Origin of the sequence: Leucobacter sp. BZR 635 (genome assembly GCF_048061935.2) — a bacterium.
Classification (GTDB): Bacteria; Actinomycetota; Actinomycetes; order Actinomycetales; family Microbacteriaceae; genus Leucobacter.
Window position 1 is genome coordinate 1 of sequence record NZ_JBLUNZ020000050.1, and the last position, 18,813, is coordinate 18,813.

General features: G+C 67.9%; 16 protein-coding genes. 7 read left to right on the forward strand and 9 right to left on the reverse strand.

What is annotated here, in order from left to right; all coding sequences use genetic code 11:
• The 4 genes from ACI1US_RS10420 to ACI1US_RS10435 all read left to right on the forward strand — a co-directional run.
• Positions 1-513: TetR/AcrR family transcriptional regulator (locus ACI1US_RS10420; protein WP_461640245.1), on the forward strand; the 513-nt coding region annotated here is incomplete at its 5' end.
• Positions 510-2,000: a cytosine permease gene (locus tag ACI1US_RS10425; RefSeq protein WP_461640247.1), complete on the forward strand. Its 1,491-nt coding sequence runs from the start codon at positions 510-512 to the stop codon at positions 1,998-2,000. The genes ACI1US_RS10420 and ACI1US_RS10425, both read left to right, overlap by 4 nt.
• Positions 1,997-3,121: a DUF917 domain-containing protein gene (locus tag ACI1US_RS10430; RefSeq protein ID WP_461640249.1), complete on the forward strand. Its 1,125-nt coding sequence runs from the start codon at positions 1,997-1,999 to the stop codon at positions 3,119-3,121. Before ACI1US_RS10425 ends, ACI1US_RS10430 begins: the two co-directional genes overlap by 4 nt.
• A complete protein-coding gene (locus tag ACI1US_RS10435) occupies positions 3,118-4,677 on the forward strand; it encodes a hydantoinase/oxoprolinase N-terminal domain-containing protein (protein ID WP_461640251.1) in 1,560 nt (519 codons plus the stop codon). The genes ACI1US_RS10430 and ACI1US_RS10435 overlap by 4 nt, the downstream gene beginning before the upstream one ends.
• 18 nt (positions 4,678-4,695) lie before the next feature.
• Here the strand turns inward: ACI1US_RS10435 and ACI1US_RS10440 are convergent, their stop codons facing one another.
• From ACI1US_RS10440 to ACI1US_RS10470, 7 genes are all read right to left on the reverse strand, one after another.
• Positions 4,696-5,646 (reverse strand): sulfurtransferase, encoded by a 951-nt coding sequence (locus ACI1US_RS10440; RefSeq protein WP_461640253.1) that lies wholly within the window; start codon positions 5,644-5,646, stop codon positions 4,696-4,698.
• A gap of 73 nt (positions 5,647-5,719) precedes the next feature.
• Entirely contained in the window at positions 5,720-6,160 is a 441-nt protein-coding gene (locus ACI1US_RS10445) for a hypothetical protein (protein WP_461640255.1), read from the reverse strand.
• A gap of 197 nt (positions 6,161-6,357) precedes the next feature.
• Positions 6,358-7,020 carry a CE1759 family FMN reductase gene (locus tag ACI1US_RS10450; protein WP_416550006.1) on the reverse strand — a complete coding sequence of 221 codons (663 nt, stop codon included), beginning with the start codon at positions 7,018-7,020 and terminating at the stop codon, positions 6,358-6,360.
• A gap of 84 nt (positions 7,021-7,104) precedes the next feature.
• Complete coding sequence (locus tag ACI1US_RS10455; RefSeq protein ID WP_416550007.1) at positions 7,105-7,551, reverse strand: MarR family winged helix-turn-helix transcriptional regulator; 447 nt, start codon at positions 7,549-7,551, stop codon at positions 7,105-7,107.
• A gap of 50 nt (positions 7,552-7,601) precedes the next feature.
• Complete coding sequence (locus tag ACI1US_RS10460; RefSeq protein WP_416550008.1) at positions 7,602-8,786, reverse strand: CE1758 family FMN-dependent luciferase-like monooxygenase; 1,185 nt, start codon at positions 8,784-8,786, stop codon at positions 7,602-7,604.
• A 290-nt stretch (positions 8,787-9,076) separates the two neighbouring features.
• Positions 9,077-9,955 carry an exodeoxyribonuclease III gene (locus ACI1US_RS10465; protein ID WP_416550009.1) on the reverse strand — a complete coding sequence of 293 codons (879 nt, stop codon included), beginning with the start codon at positions 9,953-9,955 and terminating at the stop codon, positions 9,077-9,079.
• Between the two features lie 9 nt (positions 9,956-9,964).
• Complete coding sequence (locus tag ACI1US_RS10470) at positions 9,965-10,591, reverse strand: TetR/AcrR family transcriptional regulator (protein ID WP_416550010.1); 627 nt, start codon at positions 10,589-10,591, stop codon at positions 9,965-9,967.
• A 90-nt stretch (positions 10,592-10,681) separates the two neighbouring features.
• Between ACI1US_RS10470 and ACI1US_RS10475 the strand changes: the two genes are divergently transcribed.
• Both ACI1US_RS10475 and ACI1US_RS10480 read left to right on the forward strand, forming a co-directional pair.
• On the forward strand, positions 10,682-10,918 hold the full coding sequence (locus ACI1US_RS10475; RefSeq protein WP_416550011.1) for a hypothetical protein: 237 nt from the start codon (positions 10,682-10,684) through the stop codon (positions 10,916-10,918).
• Complete coding sequence (locus ACI1US_RS10480) at positions 10,915-11,853, forward strand: NAD-dependent epimerase/dehydratase family protein (protein ID WP_461640260.1); 939 nt, start codon at positions 10,915-10,917, stop codon at positions 11,851-11,853. Before ACI1US_RS10475 ends, ACI1US_RS10480 begins: the two co-directional genes overlap by 4 nt.
• 119 nt (positions 11,854-11,972) lie before the next feature.
• Here ACI1US_RS10480 and ACI1US_RS10485 read toward each other — a convergent pair whose 3' ends face one another.
• Positions 11,973-13,358 carry a hypothetical protein gene (locus ACI1US_RS10485; protein ID WP_461640262.1) on the reverse strand — a complete coding sequence of 462 codons (1,386 nt, stop codon included), beginning with the start codon at positions 13,356-13,358 and terminating at the stop codon, positions 11,973-11,975.
• 241 nt (positions 13,359-13,599) lie between these two features.
• A complete protein-coding gene (locus ACI1US_RS10490) occupies positions 13,600-16,143 on the reverse strand; it encodes a helix-turn-helix transcriptional regulator (RefSeq protein WP_461640264.1) in 2,544 nt (847 codons plus the stop codon).
• 558 nt (positions 16,144-16,701) lie between these two features.
• On the opposite strand from ACI1US_RS10490, the gene ACI1US_RS10495 reads away from it, so the two are divergent.
• Positions 16,702-18,813, forward strand: a 2,112-nt coding sequence (locus ACI1US_RS10495) for a M14 family zinc carboxypeptidase (RefSeq protein ID WP_461640266.1), incomplete at its 3' end; no start/stop codon positions are given.

Here is an 18,813-nt window from a genome sequence, read left to right on the forward strand (position 1 = left end):
GTCGGCATCAAGGCACCGTCGATCTACGCGCACTTCGCGAACAAAGAACAGCTCTACACCGAGGTCTACGAGCGATCCATCGCCGAGCACCGCGAGTACTTCAGAGGCCTCATCGCCGCGGCCGAAGCGCTCGCCCCGCGCGAAGCACTTCGCCAGATCCTCTTTGGAGTGCGCGAGTTCTACCGCGCGCGCCCCGAACTCTTCGAACTTCACCTGCGCACGACCCTCAGCCGAAACTTGGCGGGGGAGCGAGGCATGGCCGAGGCATTTCAGGTGTGGGACATCGAGCTCTCGGCCGCCGTCAGCGAGATATACCTCGCAGGCGTCTCTCTCGGGCAGCTCACCAGCATGCCGCCGGAGGCCTTCACGTCCCACTTCCTTGCCCTCATGGACGGGCTCTTCCTCCAGATGGCGCACTACCCGCCCGTGCTCTACGACGAGCACCTCACCCAGACGTGGGACGTGTTTGAGCGGCTGCTCGATCCAACCCCGTCCACGGAGACCACTGAATGACCACTTCGCTTCCCCCAGCAGCTTCCCCGAAGGGCGACGCCCGCTCTCGGCAGGCGCGCTCTGACTACGAACTCGGCACGGTTCCCGCCGAAGAACGCAAGCACTGGCTCCCGATCGCCGGGATCTGGATCGCCGTCGGCATCGACCTCTCAGGCACCATCATGGGCGTGCAGCTCGGCAACGGGCTGCCGTTTGCTGAGGCGCTCACCGCAACGATCCTCGGCTCAGTGCTGCTCGGTCTCCTCGCGATGGCCTGCACGTATGTGGGCGCGGCTACCGGGCTCACGAGCGCGATGCTCTCCCGCTCCGTTTTTGGCAGCATCGGCGGCCGCGTCATCGCGATCGCGATGGCGATCTCGTCGCTCGGATGGTTCGGCGTGCAGACCGGGTTCTTCGCAGATAACGCGCGGATCGCGGTCGATGAACTCGTCGGCCTGGACCTTCCGGTGCACGTGTTCACGGTCGTGGGCGGCGTGCTCATGGTGCTCACCGCGCTCTGGGGGTATCGCTCGATCCAGCGCCTGAGCTCGTGGGCGGTGCCGCTCTTGATCGGCCTGCTCATGCTCGCCGTCGTGCTCGCGTTCGTGAAGTTTGGCACCGGCGATCTCTTCTCCGCGGTGCCCGCGCAGTTCAGCTTCGGCGGGGCGGTCTCGCTCGTGATGGGCATCTTCGTGTTCGGTGTGATTATCTCGCCAGATATCGCCCGGTGGGCGCGCACCCCGAAGCAGGCAATGACCGCGGGCTTCGTCGGTTTCTTCGTCGGGAACTCGCTCATTGTCATCGTCGCGCTTGTACTGTCGCGCGTGATGGGGGTTGAGGATCTCATGCGCATGTTCTTCATGCTCGGCCTCGGCGCCCTCGCCCTCATTGTCTTGACGCTCGCGCAGTGGACGACGAACACGAACAACCTGTATTCGGCCGCGCTCAACCTGTCGGTCGTGTTCACGCGCGTCAGCCGGCGCACGCTCACGCTTGTGGGCGGAGCGATCGCGATCGGTGCGGCACTGCTCGGAATCTATGACGCCTTCATCCCGTTCATCTCGCTCATGGGAACGTTCATCGCGCCCTACGGCGGCGTGTATCTCGCGGAGTACTTCACGAGACGGCGCAGCAGGCTCCGCCTGGGCAGCGAGCACGCGCCCGCGATCGACGGCTGGGCCTTCGTCGCATGGGGCGTGGGCTGCGCAGTCGGCGTCGCAACAACGCAGCCGGGCGATGGGCTCGGGCTGGGGCTCTTCAGCCTCACGACGATTCCGGCGCTCGACGCGATCCTCGCGGCGTTCGTGACGCACGCGCTGATCGGGCTGCTGCGCTCGAAGTCGAGGGAGGATCGGGATCCCTCAGCCTCCGCGGGCGCTGCACGGATTGACGGGCCAGCCGCTCCGTCAGGGCCGTCCGCGCCGCACGCGAGCAACGCGGCGGACGCAAGCAAGAGAAACCAGAGCTTTTACCGCCCCGCTCCCGGGGCATTGGGAGACGCACGATGACCGCAGCACGCCTCACAGTGATCACCGAGCCCGACATTGACGACATCGCGATCGGCGCCGCCGTGCTCGGCACGGGCGGCGGGGGTGACCCGCACGTCGGCTCGCTCCACGCGAAGCGTGCGATCCGGCTCAACGGCAGTGTGCCGGTGCTCCAGGTCGACGACCTCGACCCGGAGGGACTCGTCGTGCCCATCGGCATGATCGGTGCGCCCTCAGTGTCGATCGAACGCATCGCGGGCGAGGAGGAGGTCGGCCGGGCGCTCGACATGCTCGAGCAGACTACGGGCCGCAAGATTGCCGCAATCATGCCGATTGAGATCGGCGGCGGGAACTCCATGATCCCCATCGCGGCCGCGGCCGAGCGCGGGCTCCCCATTCTCGACGGCGACGCGATGGGCCGCGCCTTCCCCGAGGCGCAGATGGTCACCTTCCACCTCGCGGGCTACGGTCCCGGCGCGGTCGTGCTTGTCGACGCGCAGGGCAACGCCGTGCTCTCCTACCCCGTGAACGGCGCGTGGTCTGAACGGCTTGCTCGCGTGCTGACGTTCGAGATGGGCGGATCCGCGACGATGATCGACTACGCCTACCCCGGTGCTGTCGCGCGCGAGTGCGCGATCCCCGGCACCCTCACGATGGCGCGTGATATCGGAAAGATGCTGCGCAGCTCTGAGCTGCGTGACGACGAGCGGATCGGCGCGATGCTCGAACAGCTCGGAGGCTTCCGGCTGTTTGATGGCAAGGTCACCGAGATCGAACGGGTGGTCGACGGCGGCTTCACGCGCGGCCGGGCCGAGCTCGCGGGAACGGGGGAGGATCGCGGATCGCAGTTCGAACTCTCCTTCCAGAACGAGATGCTGCTCGCCAAGCGCGACGGCGAGGTTGCCGCGGTTACCCCCGACCTCATTGCTGTGCTCGACCAGTCGACGGGCCACCCCATCACCACCGAGACGCTTCGCTACGGCGCGCGCGTCACCATCGTCGCGTTCCCGTGTAACCCGCTGTGGCGCACGGAGCGAGGCATCGAGACCGCGGGCCCAGGCTACTTCGGCTACGACGTTCCGTTCACCCCGGTAGAAACACTCGCGGCGACTGCCGCCGCACGCAGGGAGGCGCACGCATGAGCTACCGCATTGGAATCGACGTCGGCGGCACGAACACCGACGCCATCGTGCTTGACGCGGATCGCCGTGTCGTCGCAGCGATCAAGACGCCGACCCAGTCACACTCGGGCGACGGCGTCGCTGAAGCGATCGACCGGGTGCTCGAAGCCGCGATGATTCCGCCCGGAGAGGTGCGCGCTGCGATGCTCGGCACGACTCACTGCACCAACGCCATCGTCGAGCGGCGCGGACTCGGGCGCGTGGGGGTGCTGCGACTCGGCGGCCCGGCAACGACCGCGGTGCCGCCGTTTGAGGGCTGGCCCGAGGATCTGCGGGCGGCCGTTGCGGGTCCCGCGCACGTGATCGCCGGCGGCAACGAGTACAACGGGCGCGAGATTAGCGCGCTCGACGAGGCAGCGGTGCGGGCGGCCGCGGAGGGCATGCGCGGCGAGGTCGACGCCGTCGCAGTTGTTGGGGTGTTCTCGCCAGTCGCGGGAGCGCACGAACTGCGCGCCGCCGAGATCGCCGAGGAGGTGCTCGGGGTTCCCGTGTCGCGTTCGGTCGAGGTCGGCTCGATTGGGTTGCTTGAGCGCGAGAACGCGACGATCCTCAACGCGGCGCTCATCCGCACGCTCGGCGACATGGCCGAGGGCTTCGGGCGGGCGCTTGAGGCGCACGGGATCGACGCCGATATCTACTTCGGCCAGAATGACGGCACGCTCATGCGCCTCGACTACGCGCTGCGCTACCCGGTGTTCACGATCGGCTGCGGCCCGACGAACTCGATTCGTGGTGCCTCGCACCTGAGCGGCGTGACCGACGCGCTCGTCGTCGACATCGGGGGCACGACCACCGACATCGGCGTGCTCGTCGGTGGCTTCCCCCGCCAGTCATCGCACGCCGCCGAGATCGGTGGGATTCGCACGAACTTCCGGATGCCCGACGTGCTCTCGGTCGGGCTCGGCGGCGGCACCATCGTGCGCGGGCTCGGCGTGAACGGTGCCCCCGCTGACGCTCCCATCGTGCTCGGGCCTGACAGCGTCGGCTATCGGATCGCCTCAGAGGCCCTCGCCTTCGGCGGCGGCACGCTCACCGCGACCGACGTCGCGATGGCGGTCGGTCGCCTCAAGATTCCCGGCCGTTCTGCGCCCGAGCTTGCCCCGGAGCTCGTCGCTGCCGGTGAGCTCGCGATCCGCACCCTCGTCGAGGAGGCAATCGACCAGATGAAGCCGAGCGCTGCGCCGGTGCCCATCGTGTTGGTCGGCGGCGGTGCGCTGATCTCACCCGAGCAGCTCGCTGGCGTCTCCGAGGTGATTCGCCCGGAGCATTCGGGGGCCGCGAACGCCGTGGGGGCCGCGCTTGGCGACGTCGCGGGGCAGGCCGAGCAGGTGTTCTCGCTGCGGGAAACGAGCCGGCAGGAGGCGGTCGCGATCGTCCGCGCCGAGGCGACCGCGCGTGCGGTCGAAGCCGGGGCTGATCCGGGCACCGTTGAAGTGCTCACTCTTGAGGAGTTGCCGGTTGCCTACATGGAGGACACAGTGATCGTGCGGTCGCGGGCCGCCGGGCGGCTCGCCTAGCGGGGTGCGGGACCTGCGCTACGGCGTGGGTCCCGTCGCCACGGGCAGGTCTGGGTGGTTTGACCACTGCGACCAGGAGCCCGGAAAGAGGGCGGCTGGGGCGGTGGTGCCGCTGGCAGTCTCGGGGCGGTCGGCGTCGCCCGCGCTGACCGCTAGTTCGTAGGCGAAGAGCGCGTGGCTCGCGGTGATGCCCGAACCGCAGTAAAACGCGATTGGCCCGCCCTCTTCGCCGTCTGTGCCGACCGCAGCGAAACGCTCGCGCAGCTTGTGCGCGGGGAGGAAGAAGCCGTGTGCATCGAGGTTGCCCGTGGTCGGGAGGTTCTTTGCGCCGGGGATGTGGCCCGCCACCGGATCCATCGGCTCGGTTTCGCCCGCGTAGCGTTCGGGGGCGCGTGCGTCGAGGAGCGTGTGTTCGCGTGCGAAGCGCGAGACGTCGGCAAGATCGAGAACGGGGGAGTGTCCGGGTGCCAGCCGCACCGTGCCGGGCGCGGGGCTGGGGTCAGCCTGTTCGAGCGGGTAGCCCGCTGCCCGCCACGCGGGGAGAGCCCCGTCGAGCAGCCGTACACGGGTGAAGCCCGCGTCGCGCAGCACCCACCACAGCCGGGCAGCGGCGAAGTTGCCACCGCCGTCATACGCCACCACTGAGTCCTCGGGGTTCAGCCCCCAGCGCCGTGCCGAATGGGTCAGGGCCTCGCCTCCGGGCAGCGGGTGCCGGCCGAGCGTTGCCGGACCGTGGTCGGAAAGCTCCGACTCGAGGTCAACATAGACGGCCCCGGGGATGTGGCCTTCGAGGTATTCGCTGTGTCCAGCTGGAGCCCCGAGCGCCCAGCGGACGTCGAGTATTCGGGTGCGTGGTCCGCTCGCTGCGGCCGAGCTGGCCGGTCCGGCCGCCTCGGCCGCGAGGAGTGCGTGGAGCTCTTCCGGGCTGATGAGGAGTCCGTGCTGGGCTGTGTCGGCTGCTTCGCTCATGGGCTGATCGTACGCGATGCTGTGGAAGATCGCCTGGGGAGTCGGGGGAGTCACGAGGAATCCCCGGCGAGGTTTAGGGGGCGGTAGGTGCATGCGGTTCAACGGAAGTTGGTGGCGCAGGCGTTTCAGACGGAGTTGGGGGAGCAGGCATTGACGCGGGCCCGGGCATCGGTGCGAGCCGCTCCGAGAGCTGGAAGACTCGGTCGTCGATCCTCTCAAGTCGAGCGTCGGTCGAATCGAGCCGACCGCTGAGCCGGGAATCAAGTGCGTCGATGCGTTCGCTGAGTTTGGTGTCGAGCGCGGTGATTTGCCCAGTCAGTTTGGTGTCGAGCGCGACGAACAGGCCCGTAAACTTGCTGTCAAGCAGTGCGTCACCCGCGTCCATACGCGCCTCGAGCCGGGAGCCAAGCCGCCGCTCAAGCCTGCGGTTGCTCCCGAGCACTATTCCCCCGAGCGAAGCGATCGTGAGGAACGCGCCGAGCAGGGTCACCAGGCTTTCGAAGTACTGCGGCATCACTCCTCCTCGACGATTCGGACAGTTTTACACTACGTCTGATGCCTGGGGTGTGCAGCACGGAACCTGAAATGTGGAGAAAAAACTCCGATTTGATCCCAAACTTAGCCATGGGGAGAAAGCTTGCTTGGTGGCTGACGGTACCCGCCAGCCACCAGTCAGCGGGCGGAGCCGCCAGCCACCAAGTGCCAGCCGCCCTACTTCCCGCCGGCGGCGAGGCGCATGAGGTCTGAGTCGAGGTCGATCCCGAGCTCGGTTCCACCCGCGCTCCCGTAAGAGTGCTGGTAGCTCCCCCAGCCCGCGCCGCGTGCGCTCTCGCGGAAGCCGCCCGCGACGAGTGCGACGAGCTCGGTCGCGGCGCGATCCACCCGCTTGCCGAATTCGCCGCTGTTCCAGTCATCGGGGCTACTTACGAGTGACGTGGGCGCGGTGACCGTGCGCAGGTAGGCAAAGAACCCGCGCAGCTGATCGTCGACAACGAGCGAGTGCCGGGCGCTGCCCGCGGTGGCGGCAAGCAGCACGGGGGTTCCGATGAGCAGGTCGTTGTCGAGCACCTGGAAGAAGGCGGTGAACAGCCCGCTCGCGCCTGCCTTGTATACGGGGGTTGCTGCGATAATCGCGTCTGCGTCGCGCAGAATCTCGGTCGCGCGTTCGAGCTCAGCTGAGACGAGCTGCGTGGTAAGCGCCGCCATGATGTCGCCCGCGAGCGAGCGCAGGTCGATGACCCGGGCTTCCATCTCGATGCCCTGTCGCTTCGCCTCTGCGAGCGTCTTGGTCGTGGCCCGGTCGGCGAGCAGGCGTGTGGTCGAGGGGTCGCTGGTGCCCGCGTTCACGACGACGAGCTGCTTGATGTTGGTCATGGTGCTGCTTTCTCAGAGAGTCTCAAGTGTGTGGGGCGGGCCTGGGCCCGCGCGAGTTGGGGACGCGTCTGCGAGCGCGTGTAGCTATTCGGGCCTTGCTGCGAGGAGCTTCTGGGTGAGCCGCGTGAGCTCGTGGAGTTCGTCGGGGGAGAGTGCCCGCATGGCCTGACCGATGTCGCGGCCGTGAGCGCGCCCAACCTCGCGCTGCACGCGCGCCCCTTCCTCGCTAATCTCGACAAGCACGGCCCGGCCGTCCTCCGGATCGGGCTTGCGAACGAGGAGGCCGCGCTGCACGAGTCGATCCACCATCCGCGATAGGGCCGGCTGGCTGAGCAGCACGTCCTCTTGGATGTCGCAGAGCCGCATCGCCTCGCCCCGCTTCACGAGCGTGTAGAGCACGTCGTACTCGCGCATGCTCGCCTCGCCCCAGATCGGTTTCGCCCCAAAGTCGCCCGAGAGGCGCGCGTGGGCAGTCATGAGTGACTCCCAGGCCTCGTTTGCGAGCCGGATGTCTGTTCTGTTGCTGCTCATGGTGCGCGCCTCTCGGGGGTGAAAGCGGTCTGGTGTGTGCGGATCCTGGACTACAGCCCGAAGGCTGCGCCCGCCGGGGCTTTGCTGTCCTGGTAGGGCGAGCCGCCCGTGACGTTGTCGCCGCGGTTCGGGTTCGGGCGGGGCTGGCGTACCTCGCCGTCGCCGTACTTTGCCTGCACAAGGTCGGCGTGCGACGGCGACTCGGGCACCTCGGGGTCGCGCAGCTTCGCGAGCTCCGCGCGGAGCACGGGGAGCACCTCTGAGCCGAGCAGGTCGAGCTGCTTGAGTACGGTGTCGGTGGGGAGGCCCGCGTGATCCACCAGGAACATCTGGCGCTGGTAATCGCCGAACATGTCGCGGAACGAGAGCGTCTTGTCGATGATCTCCTGCGGGCTGCCGACGCTCAGCGGCGTCTGGCTCGTGAAGTCCTCGAGCGAGGGGCCGTGGCCGTAGACGGGGGCCTCGTTGAAGTAAGGGCGGAACTCGCGCGCCGCATCCTGCGAGTTCTTCGCGACGTACGCCTGGCCGCCGAGGCCGACGATCGCCTGCTTCGCGGTGCCGTGGCCGTAGTGCTCGTAGCGCTGGCGGTAGAAGTTGACGAGCCGCAAGGAGTGTGCCGACGGCGCGAAGATGTGGTTCGAGAAGAAGCCGTCGCCGTGGAAGGCCGCCTGCTCGGCGATCTCCGGGGTGCGGATCGAGCCGTGCCAGACGAACGGCGGCACGTCATCGAGCGGGCGGGGCGTCGAGGTGAAGCCCTGCAGTGGGGTGCGGAAGTTGCCCTCGTAGTCGACGACGTCCTCGCGCCAGAGGCGGTGCAGCAGGTTGTAGTTCTCGAGTGCGAGCGGCAGCGCGGAGCGGATGTCCTTGCCGAACCACGGGTAGACGGGTGCGGTGTTGCCGCGGCCCAGCATGAGGTCCATGCGGCCGTCCGCGAGGTGCTGCAGCATCGCGTACTCTTCGGCGATGCGCACGGGGTCGTTCGTGGTGATGAGCGTCGTGCTCGTCGACAGCTTCAGCGTCTTCGTGAGCGCAGCGATGTGCGCGAGGAAGGTCGTCGGGCTCGACGAGAAGAATGGGGGGTTGTGGTGCTCGCCGATGGCAAAGACATCGAAGCCGACCTCTTCTGCGTGGGTCGCGATCTTCGCGAGTCCCTTGATGCGGGCGGCCTCGCTGGGGGTCTCGCCGCTGACGGGGTCGCGGGTGACGTCGGAGACGGAGAAGATTCCGAATTCCATGGTGTGCTCCTTGGTGGTTCCTGAACTGGTGCACGAGTGCGGTGCTCGAGCGGGACCCGATCCACACATTTACATGCGCTTGCATATAAATGTAACGGCACAAGCTGAGAACTATTCCCGAGCCGCAGAATTCCTCGACTCCTGGTCAGATTGCGCCATTCCCGGGCGCGGAAACACGGTGCCGGTGGCGCGGAGCGACCAGGAGTTGCGGCGCGGTGGTGCGGATCGGGGTGGCGTGGTGGATCGGTGGATCGGTGCAGCGGGGAATGCGCCGCCGAGCCAGCCAGCCCCTAGAACACCATCGGGCGGTCGTACTCGTCCTCGAAGGTGCCGCCAAGCAGCGACGGGTCGATGTCGGCCACAACCGGCACGTGGTCACTCGGGGCGTCGCCGCGGCGCTCATCGCGGTGAATGCTCGCGCCCGTCACGGTGTCGGCGAGGGCGTCGGATCCCATGATGAAGTCGATCCGCATGCCCTCGTCCTTCTGGAACCGGCCAGCCTTGTAGTCCCAGAATGTGTAGCCCTCGGGCACGATTGGTCGCACGACGTCGCTCACGAGCGGCGCAAATGACTCGAACACAGCCCGCTCGGCGGGGGAGACGTGGGTGGATCGCCCCTGCACGAACGAGGGGTCTCCCATGTCGGCGTCGAACGGTGCGATGTTCCAGTCGCCCATGAGGGCGAGCGGGAGGTCGGGGTCTTCGTCGAGCCATGCCTCGGTGTTCTTGCGGAGCGCGGTGAGCCATTCGAGCTTGTAGTCGAGGTGAGGATCCTCCAGCGAGCGGCCATTCGGCACGTACAGGCTCCAAAGCCGCAGATCACCGACGGTGACGCCGAGCGCGCGAGCCTCGAGTGGGAGGCCGTTCGGCCCCGTGCCCTGCACCTCTTCCTGGCCCTTGATGGGCTTACCAAAGCCCGGCATGCCGTCGAACCCGCGAGCCACATCGGTCATCTCGTGGCGGCTCGCGAATGCGACCCCGTTCCACTGGTTGAGGCCGTTGATCTCGAGGTGGTAGCCGGCCTGCTCGAAAGCTTCGACGGGGAACTGGTCGGGGCGGCACTTGATCTCCTGCATCGCGAGGACGTCAATATCCTCGCGCTGTAGCCAGTCGACGACGCGACCGAATCGAGTGCGGATCGAGTTCACATTCCAGGTAGCGATGCGCATGGCTCAAGCCTAGCTGGCCGGTGCGGGCGGCGCGCTCGCCGCAGCTCCCGCGCTCGCCGTAGCCGACGCAGCTCCCGCGGCAAGCGCCTCGGCGTTCTGGCGGAGCGTCTCCCGCCGTGTTTCCGGGGTCGTGTCGCCGGTGAGGATCGTGTCGGCGACGCGGGAGAGTGTCCACCACCCTGTAACAAGTGTGACGACCGAGAGGAGCAACTGCTCGGCGTCCGCCTGGGTGGTTCCGGGCAGCGCCGCAGTCAGGCCTGTCGCGAGCGCGGCGCAGCTGTCTGTGCGGCACTCGACGGCAACCGCCTCGGTGAGCTCGAGGCTCTCCCACGCGAGCAGTCTGGCGAGTTCTGGCCGTGCTTCGAGTCGGTCGAACAGCGCGAGCGCATAGTGGCCGACGGCTGCCGGGCCGTCGCCCGAGATGGGGAGCGCCTCGAGCAGGGTCGCGAGCTGGTCGTCGAGGACCGCGGCAAAGAAGCCGCTCTTCGAGCCGAAGTAGGAGTAGACGCGCTCCTTGTTGATGCCGGATTCGCGCCCGATTGCATCCATGGTCGTGCCTGAGTAGCCGTGGCGCGCGAAGAGCGTCGCGCCGGCGTCAAGAAGTTGGCGTTGCGTCTGCTCCGTGTCCCAGGCCATGTCGCAAGCGTACACCAACTCCAAACGATCGTTTGCAATTTCCCCCATCGGGCACATATGCTTTCTCCAAACGATCGTTTGGAGAACGTCATGCCCCCTATTCCACTCCCCGCGCGCCTGCTCATCACCTGGCTCGCGATCTTCCCGCTGGTGTCGATTGCGCAAGCAGTCTTCCAGCCGCTGCTTGCGAGCTGGCCGACGCTGCTCGTGACCGCGATCACGGTGGCCGCGGTCGTCCCCGTCGCGGTGATCTGGGTGGTCCCCGGGCTCACGAAGCTCTACTTTGCTCTTGCACACCGCCGAGCTCGCACGGGGAACGAGGGATGAGGGCGCTCGTCCTCGGCGGAACGGGTGCGGTCGGATCCGCTGCGGTCGCGGCCCTTCGTGCGCGCGGCCACGAGGCGCTTGCGGGCAGCCGCTCTGCGACCTCGCCCGGAAGTGTGCAACTCGATCTCACCACGAGTGCGGGGCGCACGCGCATGGTCGAGGTGGCCCGCGAGTGCGATGCGGTCATCGATGCGTCTGGCAGAGAGGATCCAGCGCTCGCGACCGAGCTCAGCGGGATCCCCTACGTCGACACTTCCGCAGGCACCGCGTACCTCGCCCGCCTGCGCGACCGGCCGGGCGGCGTCACGCTGGTGCTCGGGGCAGGGATCGCGCCCGGGGTGAGCACGGTACTGGCCGCGGCGCTGGATCCACACCCCGGCGACGAACTCGACGTCGCCGTGCTACTCGGAACGGGCGAGGTGCACGGCCCCGCCGCCGTCGCCTGGACCGCGGAGCTTGCCGGGCGAGACATTCACCTCGCCCCCGAGGGGAGGCCGGTGCGAGACTTCCGGGAACAGCGGAGATTCCTGCTCGACGGGAGGCTGCGCCGCTACCTCCGCACCGACTTCCCCGACCACGTCTTGCTCGCGAGCACTGGTGCGACGATCCGCAGCTATCTCGCGCTCGGCAGCCCGCTCGGCACCGCGGGCCTCGCGCTCGTCGGGGCGATCCCAAGTCTGCGGGGGATCCTCGCCGCCGCCCCGCACTGGGGCGACGACCGCTGGCGCGTCGCCGTCACCAACTGCCGCACCGGAGAGATGCTCGCTGCTTCCGGCTTCGGGCAATCGCGCGCCACGGGGGAGTTCGCGGCGCTCGCCGCAATCGAGGCCGCCGCCCGCCCGGATCTCGGCCCGGTGACCATGGCGGATGTGCTCGGAACCGACGCCATTGGTGCGGCGGCGAGCGTGTCCGACTGGGCAGCCTCTCCCCGCTAGGGCCCGAGACCAGCGAGTGCCCGCCCCGCTGCGAGATGCAACGTGGCGGGCACTCCTGTTCGGCAGTCCTCCGTAGTTCGGCGAATCCATGGCGGCCGGTGGCTGGCGACCGGCTGAGGTTAGGAGTGGCTCCGACGCGACCGGAGGAGAAGCAGGGCACCGCCCAGCAGCGCGCTCGCTCCGAGGGTAAGAGCCGTTGCGCTCGACGCGCCGCCTGACGTGGCAAGTGATCTGCTTCCGCGCTGCGGGGTTCCTGCGTCGCCGTCGCCGGCTGCGGGGGCATGGGGATCAGCTACCGGGGGAGCTGCCGCGGGCGGATCTGAGGCAGGAGGGTTAGCCACGGGGGGATCAGAGACCGGGGGATCAGAGACCGGGGGATCGGTGACGGGGGGATCAGTGGCAGGAGGGTCCGTGACAGGAGGGTCCGTGACGGGGGGATCCGTGACGGGTGGTTCGGTCACCGGGGGTTCAGTGTCCTCCTCGACGGTGTAGCTGAGTTCGGCGCTGCCGTTACCGACGATCACACCGCTCTCGAAGGTTGCGTCTGGCTGCCCCATGCTCGATCCACCGCCGCCCGACCCCGCGAGCGACGCAGTGAGGCCGAGGCCCGTTCCGGCCGGGTGCTTCGCGCCTGTGCCGCCGGCTCCGCCGCCAACTGCCCCGCCGCCCCCGCCGCCGGCAGAGTTGGCGACGTTGGTGACGCCCGCGGTTTCCCAGGCGAAGCCGGTGCCTCCCTGGCCAACAGTGATGCCTGCGGCAGCCGACCCGGCCTCGCCGGGAATGCCCGCGAGCCAGGCGTATCCGTCGGCAGCGAAGCCCGCTGTGCCGGCGCTGCCGCCGGCTCCACCCGCGCCGCCGCCGCTGCCGATGAGTTCGACGGGAACCGGATCAAGCGTGGGCATCGGCGGCTGCATGGTGGGGGCACTCACCGTGCCCGCCTCACCGTGTTCGCCTGCGCTGCCGCCCGGCGTCATAAACCGCGTGGAGAGTGCGCCGCCGCCGTTCTTCGTCGAGAACTGTCCACCTGAGTAGCTCGCACCGCCGCCGCCTCCCGCGATCTGTACGAGAACACCGTCGAGGGTGACGCTCGTCGCGCCGCCTCCGCCGCCGGCACCGTGTACACCAGCGCCTGGCTGTACGCCGCCGTCACCTCCGCCATTGAACCCGCCGGTGACGAGCTGCCCTGCGCCACCGACAGTGACGGTCAGCGTGTCGCCTGGCTGCGCCTCAAGCGTGCTCGTGACCGTGGCGCCGAGGCCTCCTGCCTCGGGGGAGGAGTCCGAAAAGTAGCCGCTTGCGCCCCGGGTGACAAGGGCAAGCTCGGTGACGCCCGAGGGGACGACCCACTCCTCGGTGGATCCAGTAAAGCCGAAGGCCACGCTCTCTGAGAGGTCATCGAGTGCGCTTGCCTGAGTCGGGGCGAATCCGAGCCCGGCGATGAGCAGTACGGTCCCGCAAGCGAGTGAGCCGCCGCGGAGTCGGGTCTGTGCTGCGAAGGGGAACATGTCTGGCACCAATCGTTGAAGTGGATAGTTGTGCTCAGTGGTGCTGTCGAGGTGTCTCGGCAATCGCCACGTCGTCACAGTTCAACGGTAGGTTTCGTCGCGGGTGCCCTCCGTGGTCGCGGGCGCGGAATCGGGGGAGCGTAGGCGAAGCTCAGCGGTCAGCTGCTGTCGTCTACGTAGTTCCGGTGCCGGGCGTCAGCGGTCGATGCCGCCGCCCCCGCACGCATCGGTTCGGGGCTGCTCAGATTTCCGAGGCCGCCAGCAGCTGCGCAATCGCGTGACGGTTTGCCGCGCCGAGCTTGCGGAGCACGCGATGCGCGTGGCTCTCGACGGTGCGCACACTGACGACCAGCCGCTCGGCGATCTGCGCGTTCGAGAGCCCCTCGGCCAAGAGCCTCGCGACCTCGGTCTCGCGGTCGGTGAGCCGTCGGCGACCCGGCTGGAACCGCCCCGTCTCGAACACGACGCCAGGGGACTCCTCGCGTATGCGCTCGCTTTCGCGCCTGACGGCGTCGGCCGTATCGCCCTTCGCGTCTTCGAGAGTGAGGTCGAGGATCGACAGGGCGAGCCCCGTCCGCCCTGCTGCGTGGAGGCGCTTCGCGAGCAGCACCGCATTGGCGCTGTCGGGGCTGTGCATATGCTCGATGGCTGCGGCGTAGGAGTGAACAAATTCGCCCTCCACCGCGGGGAGTGCGAGTCGAAGCTGCGCGAGGCGGTCCGCGTCTTGTGCGACCTCGAGCGAGGCGAGCCAGAGCAGAACTCCGGGAAAGCGGTAGCCGCGGGCGCTCAAATCCGCACCGCGCGACCAGAGCAGATCGGCCGCCGCGGCGCGCTGCTGGCGAGCAATGAGCAGCTGTGCCTCGGCCTCGGCGGGGGCTTGGTGGAGCGGGGGAACGCCGGGCAGGCCGAGGCCCGCGGCGACGGCAAGGTGCCGCTCGGCCTGCTGATCGCGGCCTCGGCGGGCCGCGATCAGGGCGGCGCAGCCCTGGATAGCGAGTTCCGCGGCGAGCGTTGACATCGTACTCGCGCGATGGGCGAGCGGGATCACGGTGGCGAGCACCTCCTCCGCCTCGGCGTAGCGGCCCTGCGACTCGAGTGCGTAGACGAGCACGGCAGCATGGCTGCGGATCGAATCGACATCGAGCGCGACGAGTGCATCGCGGTAGCCGCGGCGCGACCAGCGAATCGCCGCTTCGAGATCACCGAACCCAATGTGTACGACGCCGCGAAGGGAGTCGAGTGCGAAGTCCTCGAGTCGCAGGTTCACGCTCTCGGCCTCGTGCAGCGTGAGGTCCGCTGCGGAGAAGTTTCCGCTCGACGTGTTCGCGACGGTGCGTGAGCGCAGCATCCGGATCTGCACCTCGGCCGGCACTTCGTCGGTGACCGCGAGCCGCTCGCCGAAGTCGCCCGGCACACTGCGGAGAGCGTGTTCGAGTGACACCGTGCTTGCGTCGATGACGGCCGCCTGGAGGCGTGTGGTCGTGCCGCCGTCGTGCAGCAGCGCGAGTGCGCCGTCGAGGTCCCCCTTCGCGCAGGCTACCCATTCGGCGCGAAGCAGCAGCAGCCGTGTGCGGGCGACGGGATCCTGCGGCGCGGTGAGATCCGCGGTGAGCACCGCCTCGACCTCGTCGTCGCTCGCCCCACCGGTGGTCATCGCGCGCACTGCCGCAGCCGCCGTTGTCGCGTTCGGGCGGGCCTGCCACTCGGTGACGGCGACGTGCATGCTGGTGCGCGATTGCTCCTGCACGAGCCTGACGATCACTGCGTTTTCTTGGGCGGTGACGACCGGCTCGATAAGCCCGGTTACGTGGAGAACGCGGGCGTCACCCTCGAATCCTGCGCCGAGCAGGGCGATGAGCCTGCTGCGCTTGGCGAGAGATGGTTGGTGCCTGAAGTAGTCCTCGAGGAGCGGTGGGTGAACAGTGACCCTTGGTCTGTCTTCGACGATGAAGACGCGAATGAGCCCGTGCGCTTCGAGGCGTTCGATCGCGCCCTGGTCGACGAGTCGGCGTATGGTCTCGAGGTCAGACACACCAGTGATCGCGACAAGCTGGAGCGCGTCCTGATCCGCCTCCGGCAACCCGGAGAGCAGTCGCGCGACGCTGCCAGACAGCTCCGGCGACCACAGGCCTCCCTGCATGACCCAGGTGTTGTGCACCCTCAGCAGGCTCCCGTTGAGCACCGCAGCGTCGACGATGTCGCGAGCAAGCCCAGGGAGCGCGCCCGAGCGGGCGAATATCTGGCCGAGCGAGACGTGCTCGATCGGCCCGCCGAGGCGAGCCTCGGTCTCAGCCCGCAGTTCCCTAAACGTGAGCGGTGGGATCTGTAGCGACAGCGAGTGGAGTCGCCTCGCCGTCTGCCGTGGCGTGTCCGCGATATGCCGTGCGGTGACGGCCCTGAGCTCTGGCTGCAGTTCCAAAGCTGCCGTGACGACGCCCCACGAGGCGTCGTCGACCTCCTCGACAGTGTCGACGAGGAGCACGCAACGTTCGCCAGTGAGCTCGCGCCGGAGGGCCGAAAGGTGGGCGGCGAGTTGCTGGGAAGGCGATCCTGCCTGACCGTCGTGCGGCGAGGCTCCCTGCACCGCGAGTGCTGCGAACGGCACCGTGCTGAGAGCTTGGATGCCGCGCACCCAGCGCACGATCCAGCCATCCTCGATGAGGAGCGTCTCAAGCTCGCGGAGCAGCGTCGACCGGCCGCTTCCCGCAACACCCTGCACCTCGACGTGCTGTCCCGAGGACAGCGCATCGACTGTCCAGCGCAGTGCGCGCTCCCGTGCGCTCATGTTCGTCACCCTTCGATGCGCAGTGGGCTGACAGCGTCTCTCGCTCCCCGTCCCCTGACCTAAGACTATGGCGAGCACGGGGTTTGCGCGAGGGATTTTGCCTTGGATCTCGCGCCGAGTCGCCGCCGACCCGAGCGAGTGACGACCGCCCAAAATGGCCCCAGCGGCGAGCCTTGCAGTTCGCGTGCCCGACTTGAGTCCGGTGCGCAAGGACCCCACGGATAACGAGGAGGAGGAAAAACTGTGGCATTGCGGCACGAGCCTCAAGGTTCCCTCAAGAGCGTAGCTGGGGCCTAAACGAAACCTATAGCTTCCATAAGTATGTTGACAGCGCAATGGAGCTACTGGCTACGGGAGACCCCCTCGCCAGCAGTGTCAACTCTTCTCAGCCAGTCTGCCCGCACCGCCCACACCGCGGTTTCGCGCTCGTTTCGGCCTCCTCAACTGCGCTTCCGGCGTCTTGCGGCGCAGCTCACTCCCCAGTGAAGCGCCCAGAGTTTGCACCTCCCACACCGGCGTGAAGTGCAATACCCAAATGAAGAAAGAAGGTGGAACTCAGTGGCAGTCAAATCCCGACCGCTAGCAATGTATGTCGTTGCTGGCGTTCTCATTTCGGGTGTCTTCGCTGGGCCGTCCGTCGCACTCGCACAGGATACTGGCGTCGATGCCAGCCTCCTCAGCGAGGTCACGGAGAGCCCGAACGAAGGCACCATTGAAGCCGGAACCGAAGCACCCGAACCCGTCGCCGACGACGACACGAGCGCAGCCAACGCTGACGCGCCGGCAGAAGAAGCGCCAGAAGACTCACCCGAAGTAGCGCCGCAGGACGCAGCTGCCGAGGAAACAACGTCGCAGACAGATTCCTCGGAGACCGCCGAACCCCAGGCCGCTCAGCGCGAGGCAGCCGCCGCGGCTGTTCCCGCCGACGCACCCAAGACGGGCTTTGAGCTGCGTGGCGAGGTCGACGGCGAGACGTGGACGACCGAGGAAGAGGAACTCGCGTTCCTGAACACCCTCGCGGACACGACTGACCGCGTCGAGTTCGACGTGCTCGGCAAGTCGACGCTTGGCCGCGACCTGCACCTCGTGCGCGTGGGCGCTGAGCCCGCAGCGCGTGCAGATCTCAACGAGGCGAACACCGCCATGGTGACGTGCACCCAGCACGGCAACGAAGAGGCACCCCGTGAGGCCTGCCTGAAGCTCATGCGGGACCTCGCGTTCACCGAGGATCCCGCGATGGTGAAGTACCTCGAAGAGGTCACCGTGGTACTCATCCCGACCGGTAACCCCGATGGCTTCTTCGCCGCCGGTGCTGACGGTGTGGTCACCCACGACACGCGTACCCGTGTGCTCTGGGACGGCGTGGACGCGCAGGGCAACCCCGCTCCCGGCACCGATCCAAACCGCGACCACCTCGCGCTGAAGACCGTCGAGGGGCGACTCATGTCGTCGCTGCTCAGCGAGTTCACGCCCCACGTCGCGCTTGACGCACACGAGATTCCGCAGCGCGGCCCGGTTGGGCCGAAGCCCGGACCGAACTCGAACCCGACTGGCCGCAACGGTGACGCCGAGTTCCTGTACCCGCGTAACGCGAACGTGCCCGAGGACGTCTGGAAGCTTGCGAAGGACTTCGTGGACGGTGCGATTGCCGGAAGCGATGCTGCGGGCTTTGACGGCCGCTACTACCTCAGCGGCGGCGACGAGCGCATCCTGCGCAACGCACTTGGCCTGCGCGGCACCGTGAGCGTGCTGCTCGAGTCAAACCAGAACTTCCTCGACAACAAGGATCGCGTGCGCGTGCAGACCACCGCGATGGAGGATGTGCTCGGCTACCACGCCGAGAACGTTGAGCGCGTCACGGCGATGGCGAAGAAGTACGAGGACAACCAGATCCAGGCAGGGAAGGATCGCACTCCGCTGTTCGTCGGCGGCGTCGTTCCCGACGGCAACCCGAACGACGGCGTGGGAACGCTGCCCGGCGGCAAGCCGCTCGCAACCCTCGACCCGGCTCCCGCCTGCTACCCGTTGACGAGTGCGGAATACGAGACGGTCCGCGAGCAGCTCGCGGGCCACAACGTTGTCGTCGATAAGACCGCCGACGGCTACCAGGTGAGCCTGGCGCAGAAGTCGCGCCCGATGATCCCGTACATCCTCGATGAGGCTGCTCAGTACTCCGACGTGAAGATTGCCGGAACCGACACCTGCGCCGACACCATCCCCACGACCGGCTTTGAGTCGCGTGGCGAGGTTGACGGCGAGACGTGGACGACGGCTGAGGAGGAGCTTGCGTTCCTCAACACCCTCGCGGACACGACTGATCGCGTCGAATTCGACGTGCTCGGCAAGTCGACGCTCGGCCGTGACCTGCACCTCGTCCGTGTCGGAGCGGACAAGCCCGCTGCGCGCGCCGACCTCAATGAGGCGAACACCGCCATGGTGACGTGCACCCAGCACGGCAACGAGGAAGCGCCCCGTGAGGCGTGCCTCAAGCTCATGCGCGACCTCGCATTCACCGATGATCCGGAGCTCGTGAAGTACCTCGAAGAGGTCACCGTCGTCATGATTCCGACCGGCAACCCCGACGGCTTCTTCGCTGCCGGCGCTGACGGAGTCGTGACCCACGACACGCGTACGCGTCTGCTGTGGGACGGCACCGATGCCGAGGGCAAC

Bases quoted from the DNA above. Each gene is read 5' to 3' on its own strand.
- ACI1US_RS10425 (WP_461640247.1), top strand. From the start codon at position 510: ATGACCACTTCGCTTCCCCCAGCAGCTTCCCCGAAGGGCGACGCCCGC.
- ACI1US_RS10430 (WP_461640249.1), top strand. From the start codon at position 1,997: ATGACCGCAGCACGCCTCACAGTGATCACCGAGCCCGACATTGACGAC.
- ACI1US_RS10435 (WP_461640251.1), top strand. From the start codon at position 3,118: ATGAGCTACCGCATTGGAATCGACGTCGGCGGCACGAACACCGACGCC.
- ACI1US_RS10440 (WP_461640253.1), bottom strand. From the start codon at position 5,646: ATGAGCGAAGCAGCCGACACAGCCCAGCACGGACTCCTCATCAGCCCG.
- ACI1US_RS10445 (WP_461640255.1), bottom strand. From the start codon at position 6,160: ATGCCGCAGTACTTCGAAAGCCTGGTGACCCTGCTCGGCGCGTTCCTC.
- ACI1US_RS10450 (WP_416550006.1), bottom strand. From the start codon at position 7,020: ATGACCAACATCAAGCAGCTCGTCGTCGTGAACGCGGGCACCAGCGAC.
- ACI1US_RS10455 (WP_416550007.1), bottom strand. From the start codon at position 7,551: ATGAGCAGCAACAGAACAGACATCCGGCTCGCAAACGAGGCCTGGGAG.
- ACI1US_RS10460 (WP_416550008.1), bottom strand. From the start codon at position 8,786: ATGGAATTCGGAATCTTCTCCGTCTCCGACGTCACCCGCGACCCCGTC.
- ACI1US_RS10465 (WP_416550009.1), bottom strand. From the start codon at position 9,955: ATGCGCATCGCTACCTGGAATGTGAACTCGATCCGCACTCGATTCGGT.
- ACI1US_RS10470 (WP_416550010.1), bottom strand. From the start codon at position 10,591: ATGGCCTGGGACACGGAGCAGACGCAACGCCAACTTCTTGACGCCGGC.
- ACI1US_RS10475 (WP_416550011.1), top strand. From the start codon at position 10,682: ATGCCCCCTATTCCACTCCCCGCGCGCCTGCTCATCACCTGGCTCGCG.
- ACI1US_RS10480 (WP_461640260.1), top strand. From the start codon at position 10,915: ATGAGGGCGCTCGTCCTCGGCGGAACGGGTGCGGTCGGATCCGCTGCG.
- ACI1US_RS10485 (WP_461640262.1), bottom strand. From the start codon at position 13,358: ATGTTCCCCTTCGCAGCACAGACCCGACTCCGCGGCGGCTCACTCGCT.
- ACI1US_RS10490 (WP_461640264.1), bottom strand. From the start codon at position 16,143: ATGAGCGCACGGGAGCGCGCACTGCGCTGGACAGTCGATGCGCTGTCC.